The 5,340-nt window shown below is 64.6% G+C and carries 7 protein-coding genes; 4 read left to right on the top strand and 3 right to left on the bottom strand.

Going from position 1 to position 5,340, the window contains the following annotated elements; translation table 11 throughout:
- Both DBR22_RS25070 and DBR22_RS22635 read left to right on the top strand, forming a co-directional pair.
- Window positions 1-378, top strand: a 378-nt coding sequence (locus DBR22_RS25070; protein WP_258229410.1) for a Crp/Fnr family transcriptional regulator, incomplete at its 5' end; no start/stop codon positions are given.
- Window positions 379-685: 307 nt separating this feature from the next.
- Window positions 686-889, top strand: coding sequence for a hypothetical protein (locus tag DBR22_RS22635; protein WP_108600824.1), 204 nt, complete (start codon window positions 686-688; stop codon window positions 887-889).
- 171 nt (window positions 890-1,060) lie between these two features.
- On the opposite strand, the gene DBR22_RS22630 is transcribed toward DBR22_RS22635, so the two are convergent.
- From DBR22_RS22630 to DBR22_RS22620, 3 genes are read right to left on the bottom strand one after another with little or no spacing between them, the layout of a single operon-like run.
- Window positions 1,061-1,972 (bottom strand): NUDIX hydrolase, encoded by a 912-nt coding sequence (locus tag DBR22_RS22630; RefSeq protein ID WP_108600823.1) that lies wholly within the window; start codon window positions 1,970-1,972, stop codon window positions 1,061-1,063.
- Window positions 1,973-1,987: 15 nt separating this feature from the next.
- Window positions 1,988-2,545, bottom strand: a complete 558-nt coding sequence (locus DBR22_RS22625; RefSeq protein ID WP_108600822.1) for a RidA family protein — start codon at window positions 2,543-2,545, stop codon at window positions 1,988-1,990.
- A 2-nt stretch (window positions 2,546-2,547) separates the two neighbouring features.
- The gene (locus DBR22_RS22620; RefSeq protein WP_011693223.1) at window positions 2,548-2,703 is read right to left on the bottom strand and encodes a DUF4177 domain-containing protein; all 156 of its coding nucleotides are present in this window, start codon (window positions 2,701-2,703) and stop codon (window positions 2,548-2,550) included.
- 37 nt (window positions 2,704-2,740) lie between these two features.
- Here DBR22_RS22620 and DBR22_RS22615 point away from each other — a divergent pair, with 37 nt between their 5' ends.
- Together DBR22_RS22615 and DBR22_RS22610 are read left to right on the top strand one after the other, a co-directional pair.
- Window positions 2,741-5,023, top strand: a complete 2,283-nt coding sequence (locus tag DBR22_RS22615) for a transglycosylase domain-containing protein (RefSeq protein WP_108600826.1) — start codon at window positions 2,741-2,743, stop codon at window positions 5,021-5,023.
- A gap of 6 nt (window positions 5,024-5,029) precedes the next feature.
- Window positions 5,030-5,340, top strand: a 311-nt coding sequence (locus DBR22_RS22610) for a metallophosphoesterase (RefSeq protein ID WP_375135034.1), incomplete at its 3' end; no start/stop codon positions are given.

The following is a 5,340-nucleotide window of genomic DNA, read 5'->3' as shown; positions in this document are numbered from 1 at the left end:
CGCCTGGCCGGCCTCAAGAACGAGAGCCTCAACGCCCTCCTGCGCACCCGCCCCGAGGTCTCGGCCCAGCTGCTGCAGGCCCTGGCCCGTCGCCTGCGCCGCACCAACGACTCCCTCTCCGACCTGGTCTTCTCCGACGTTCCCGGCCGCGTTGCCAAAGCGCTCCTGGACCTCGCCGACCGCTTCGGCCGCCCGGCTACCGACGGCGTCCTGGTGGCCCACGAGCTCACCCAGGAAGAGCTGGCACAGCTGGTGGGCGCGTCCCGCGAGACGGTCAACAAAGCCCTGGCCGAGTTCGTCCAGCGCGGCTGGTTGCGACTCGAGGCCCGCGCCGTGGTCATCCTGGACATGCAGCGCCTCCGCCAGCGCTCGCGCTGACAAGCTAATCTGCCGGCCCGAGGCCGACATCCTCCCCACCGTCTCCCCGACCTCGCATGCTCGGGGACCCCTGACGGCGTGGGCCCCGCGTGCTGCTCCTTCGTCGCTTTGACGCACGCTACCGGATGCCGGACCTCGGGCCTTTTTGCGTCCTCCACCAAACCCTCTGGCACCTCCTGCACGTTCTCCCCAATCCCTCTGGCACCTCCCGGACGTTCTCACCAAACCCTCTGGCATTGTCTTAGTCCCTCCACAGCTACTTAAGTGCTTGAAAGAGCGCGCCGACATAAAATTAAGTCAGAGGTGCATGACGATGTCCCTGGCAGTAGTGGTCCTGTTGGCGCTCTTGGGTCTGGCTTCCGTGGCGGCCGTGACCGGCACGATAGTCCTGGTGATCCGCGATGGCCGCGGAGAAATACCAGTGGAGCCATCCGACGAGTCCTGGACAGCGGGCAACCTTCCCAGCCGGCCGTACGCCGCCATCCGGCTAAAGCGCACCGCGGGCGCATAGGCAAATCAGGTGGGCGAAAGAGGGCTCCTCCAAAACCCCCTGGAACTGCAAGAGCGTCAGCCAAAAATGTGCAGAAACTGCCAGAGCGTCGCCTAAAAACCTGCGGAAACTGCCAGAGCGTTAGCCAAAAACGTGCGGGAACTGCCAGAGCGTCTGAGGGGTGGAGCGGGGTCAGCGGTCGCGCTGGGGGTCTCCTGCTACGGTTTTTGCGGCCTCGACTTCCAGCATCAGCTTTCCGTCCTCTTCAACGAGCGTCGGCTGGTAGACGTGCGGCTTGCGCTTGTAGCTGAGGTAGGCGATGCAGCCGTTCGCGGCTGCCATCTTCTCGAGCATGATTTCGGAACCGGGCACCAGGAGCTGGCTCAGGGTCAGGCCAACGGTGTTCTCCTGGCCCACTTCATCACCGAGGTTGGTGGTTTCCCGTTCGGCGATAACCTTCGTGGCGCACACCCAGCGGCCCCACACGCCCTTGCTTTCCAGGAGCGTGGGCTGCTGGTTCATGGGGACGGTGGCGGCAAAATAGCGGGTGTCGAACCGGTGGTGAGAGAAGTCCGGGCTCCGCCAGTTGACCAGCGGCTTCAGCAGATCGGTCCGCAGGAACAGCCCGCGCTTGGACAGCAGCCCGCTGAGCGTCTTCTCCTGGTCGGCTACGGCCACGCGGGCACGCATCCACTCCTGGCTTGACGTGGCTTCCACTGTGCTGGACATGTCCGGACCGGCCAGCAGCACCCCGGTTTCCTCGAACAGTTCGCGGATGGCGCCCACCACGTGCCGCCGCGCCAGCCCGACGTCGGCCGTTCCCATCTGCTCAGCCCAGTACTGGGGTGAGGGGCCCAGCCAGCCGATGGCGTCGTCGTCGGACGCGTCTAGCGAGCCGCCGGGGAAGGCCAGCACCCCCAGAGGCGAGGAGCCCGGCCGGTAGCCGAGCCACGTTTCCAGGCCCGTCGGAGAATCGCGGAGCAGGATGACGGAGGAAGCGTAGCGGGCGGCACGCGGGGTCCGCTCACCGTGATCGATCCAGCTTCGTGCCGCCCCTTCAAGATCTGGAGGGAGGACAAACAGGCGTCGGGCGAGCTGAGGCAAAGGAAGCGACCGGTCCTAGCTGAATTCGGCGATCAGTTCGACCTCGACCGGAGAGTCGAGCGGCAGCACAGCCACACCGACGGCGGAACGGGCGTGCTGCCCCGCCTCACCCAGGACGCGGCCCAGGAGGTCGGAGGCACCGTTGATGACGCCGGGCTGGCCGGTGAACGTGGGGTCTGACGAGACGAATCCCACAACCTTGACGATCCGGGTGATCCGGTCGAGGTCGCCGATGACGCTTTTCACGGCAGCCAGCGCGTTCACGGCACAGATCGCGGCAAACCGCTGGGCATCCTCGGGCGACACTGTGGGCTCGTCGGCGTAACCTTCGGTGCCGGTGGACACCTTTCCGGTGGCCTCGAGCTTTCCGTTCACGAACGGCAGCTGTCCGGAAGTGTAAACGTGGTTGCCGGAAATCACGGCGGGAACGTACGCGGCTACCGGAGCTGCAACCTCAGGCAGGGTCAGTCCCAGTTCCGCGAGGCGCTGCTCGACGGCCGAAACGGGCGTTGAAGCCGGGGTTGAATCCTGTGAATCTGTTGAGTCCGAAGTGGTTTCTGCGGGAGTGCTCATTGCTACTGCTTCTCCCTCTTGAGGTAGGCAACCAGGCCATTGCCGTCGGGTCCGGTGACGACCTGGACGAGCTCCCAGCCGTCCTCTCCCCACTGGTCCAGGATCTGCTTTGTGGCGTGAATAATGAGCGGAATCGTGGCGTACTCCCATTTGGTCATGAAAGAAAGACTAGTCCTTGCCGGTAAAGTGGAAAACATGGTGACTCGTAAGAACCCCATTTTCGACACAGCCACTACCCTCGGAAAGATCTTAGGCTTCCTTGGCGTGAGCGCTATTTGCGGTGTCCTGGTGGCTGGCCTGCTGGTTCCGGCCGCGGCCGTCTCCGGCAGCGCAGCAAGTGGTTCGATCGAGTTCTTCGACACCCTTCCGGCTGAGCTGCAGGTTGACCCGCCCAGCCAGTCAACCAAGATCCTCGCCGCGGACGGCAGCCTGATCGCGAACCTCTACGAGGAAAACCGCACCAAGGTTGCCCTGGACCAGATCTCGCCGTTCATGAAGAATGCCGTCATCGCGGTCGAGGACAGCCGGTTCATGGAGCACGGCGGTGTGGACACCACGGGTATCCTCCGCGCCCTCGTGAGCACCGCCCGCGGCAACAAGCAGGGTGCCTCCACCATCACCCAGCAGTACGTGAACAACGTCCTCAACTCCAACCTCGCCGCCGCAGGCAAGGACGAGGACATCAAGCTCAACGGTGTCAACAAGGGCGTGGGCGACAAACTCCGCGAGATGAAGCTCGCCATCGCCCTGGAAAAGGAATTCAGCAAGGACCAGATCCTTGAGGGTTACCTGAACATCGTCTTCTTCAACCGCGACGCCTACGGCATTGAAGCCGCGTCCAAATTCTTCTTCAGCACCACCGCGAAGGACCTGACCCTTCCGCAGGCCGCCCTCCTGGCAGGCCTCGTCAACAGCCCCTCGGCCTTCGATCCCATCAACAATCCGGAGAACGCCAAACAGCGCCGCGACCTGGTGCTGGGCCTGATGCTGAACCAGAACAAGATCACCCAGGCCGAGCACGACGCCGCAGTGGCCACTCCGGTGGAAACCAAGGTCACGCCCTCACGCCAGGGCTGCGCCTACGCCACCACGGCACCGTACTTCTGTGATTACGTGCTCCACCTGCTGCTGAACAACCCGGCCTATGGCGCCGACCTCGAGGAGCGCACCAACGCGGTGTTCCGCGGCGGCCTGACCATCACCACCACCCTGGACGTCAACGCGCAGAACGTTGCCCAGGCCGAGTCGGACGCTGCTGCCGGCGCCAACCCGGACAACTGGGGCGCGGCCATCGTCTCGGTGCAGCCCAACAGCGGCAAGATCCTGAACATGGCACAGAACACCTCGTTCCTGCCGGTTGAGGGCAAGTTCAACCAGACCCAGAACTTCAACGTGGACAAGCTGGACAAGGACGGCAACGACCTCAACGGCCTGGGCGGTTTCCAGCCCGGTTCAACCATGAAGCCCTTTACGTTCGCCCAGTGGCTGGACGAGGGCAAGTCCATGAACACCAACATCAACGCCTCGGTACGCCGGTATCCGCAGAACTTCCCATGGAAGAACACCTGCCAGACGCCCACCGTGGGCTGGTACGACGCCAGGGTTTCGGGCAGCTTCGACCTGCAGAACTCGGACGAGGGTTACTACCGGAACATGACCGTCCTGTACGGCCTGATGAACTCCATCAACACGGCCACGTTCGCGTCAGCCGCGCAGGTTGACCTCTGCGGCATCCAGAAGATCGTCGACGCTGTCGGCATCCACGGCGGCCTGCCCACGGCCGAAAGTCCGAACCCGAAGGTCACCATGACCACGCTGGCCAACCTGATCGGTTCAACCCAGACGGCCCCGCTGACCATGGCCTCCGCGTTTGCCACCTTCGCCAACGACGGCAAGTACTGCGAGCCGATCGCCATCACCTCCGTCACGGACCAGACCGGCGCACAGCTCCCGGCCCAGTCCAGCACCTGCCGTGATGCGGTGAAGCCCGAGGTCGCCCGAGGCGTCGCCTACGCCATGCAGGAAGTGCTGAACGGCGGCTCCGGTTCGCTCATCCAGCCGCGGCTTTCCACCAAGACCAACTTCCCGGTGGCCGCCAAGACCGGCACCAACGACACCAACGGCTCCACCTGGGTGGTGGGTTACACCACCGGTGTGGCCACCGCAGCCTGGTTCGGCGATCCGCTGGGCGACCAGCAGCGCCAAGGCCGGAACCTGACCATCAACGGCAAGTTCTACAAGGCCATTGACGGTTACATGATCGCCGGTCCCATGTTCTCCAAGTACATGGCCCAGGTGGCACCGGCCTACGGCACCACCCCGTTCACCGCGCCGCCCTCGAACATGCTGAACGGGACGCCGGCCAGGACAACACCCACCACGCCGTCAACCCCGGCCACTGCCCCGGCGACCGCTCCCGCAGCGCCGGCCGCTGAGCCCACTCCCGAGCCCAGCAAGCCCGGAAACGGCAACGGCTAGCCGCGCATGATCGTGAATGCTGCTTTGGCCAGCCGCGCCCGGAACATCGGGCGCGGCTTTGCCGTCACCGCTGCCGCCGGAACCGCGGCCGGCCTCACTGCTTTCGGCTACGGGCTCTGGGAGAAAAACCAGTTTGTCCTGCGTGAGGAAACGCTGCCCATCCTGCCCGCGGGCCAGGCACCGTTCCGGGTCCTGCACCTGAGCGACATCCATTTTGTGCCCGGCCAGGACACCAAGGCGAAATGGCTCGAGTCGCTGGCGTCGCTCAAGCCGGACCTGGTGGTCAACACCGGAGACAACCTCAGCCATGCCAAGGG

The organism is Arthrobacter sp. HMWF013, assembly GCF_003061105.1.
In the GTDB taxonomy this organism is placed as follows: domain Bacteria; phylum Actinomycetota; class Actinomycetes; order Actinomycetales; family Micrococcaceae; genus Arthrobacter.
The sequence above is the reverse complement of the archived record's forward strand: the minus strand, read 5'-3'. Positions and strand labels throughout refer to the sequence as shown.

Bases quoted from the DNA above. Each gene is read 5' to 3' on its own strand.
- DBR22_RS22635 (WP_108600824.1), top strand. From the start codon at position 686: ATGACGATGTCCCTGGCAGTAGTGGTCCTGTTGGCGCTCTTGGGTCTG.
- DBR22_RS22625 (WP_108600822.1), bottom strand. From the start codon at position 2,545: ATGAGCACTCCCGCAGAAACCACTTCGGACTCAACAGATTCACAGGAT.
- DBR22_RS22620 (WP_011693223.1), bottom strand. From the start codon at position 2,703: ATGACCAAATGGGAGTACGCCACGATTCCGCTCATTATTCACGCCACA.
- DBR22_RS22615 (WP_108600826.1), top strand. From the start codon at position 2,741: ATGGTGACTCGTAAGAACCCCATTTTCGACACAGCCACTACCCTCGGA.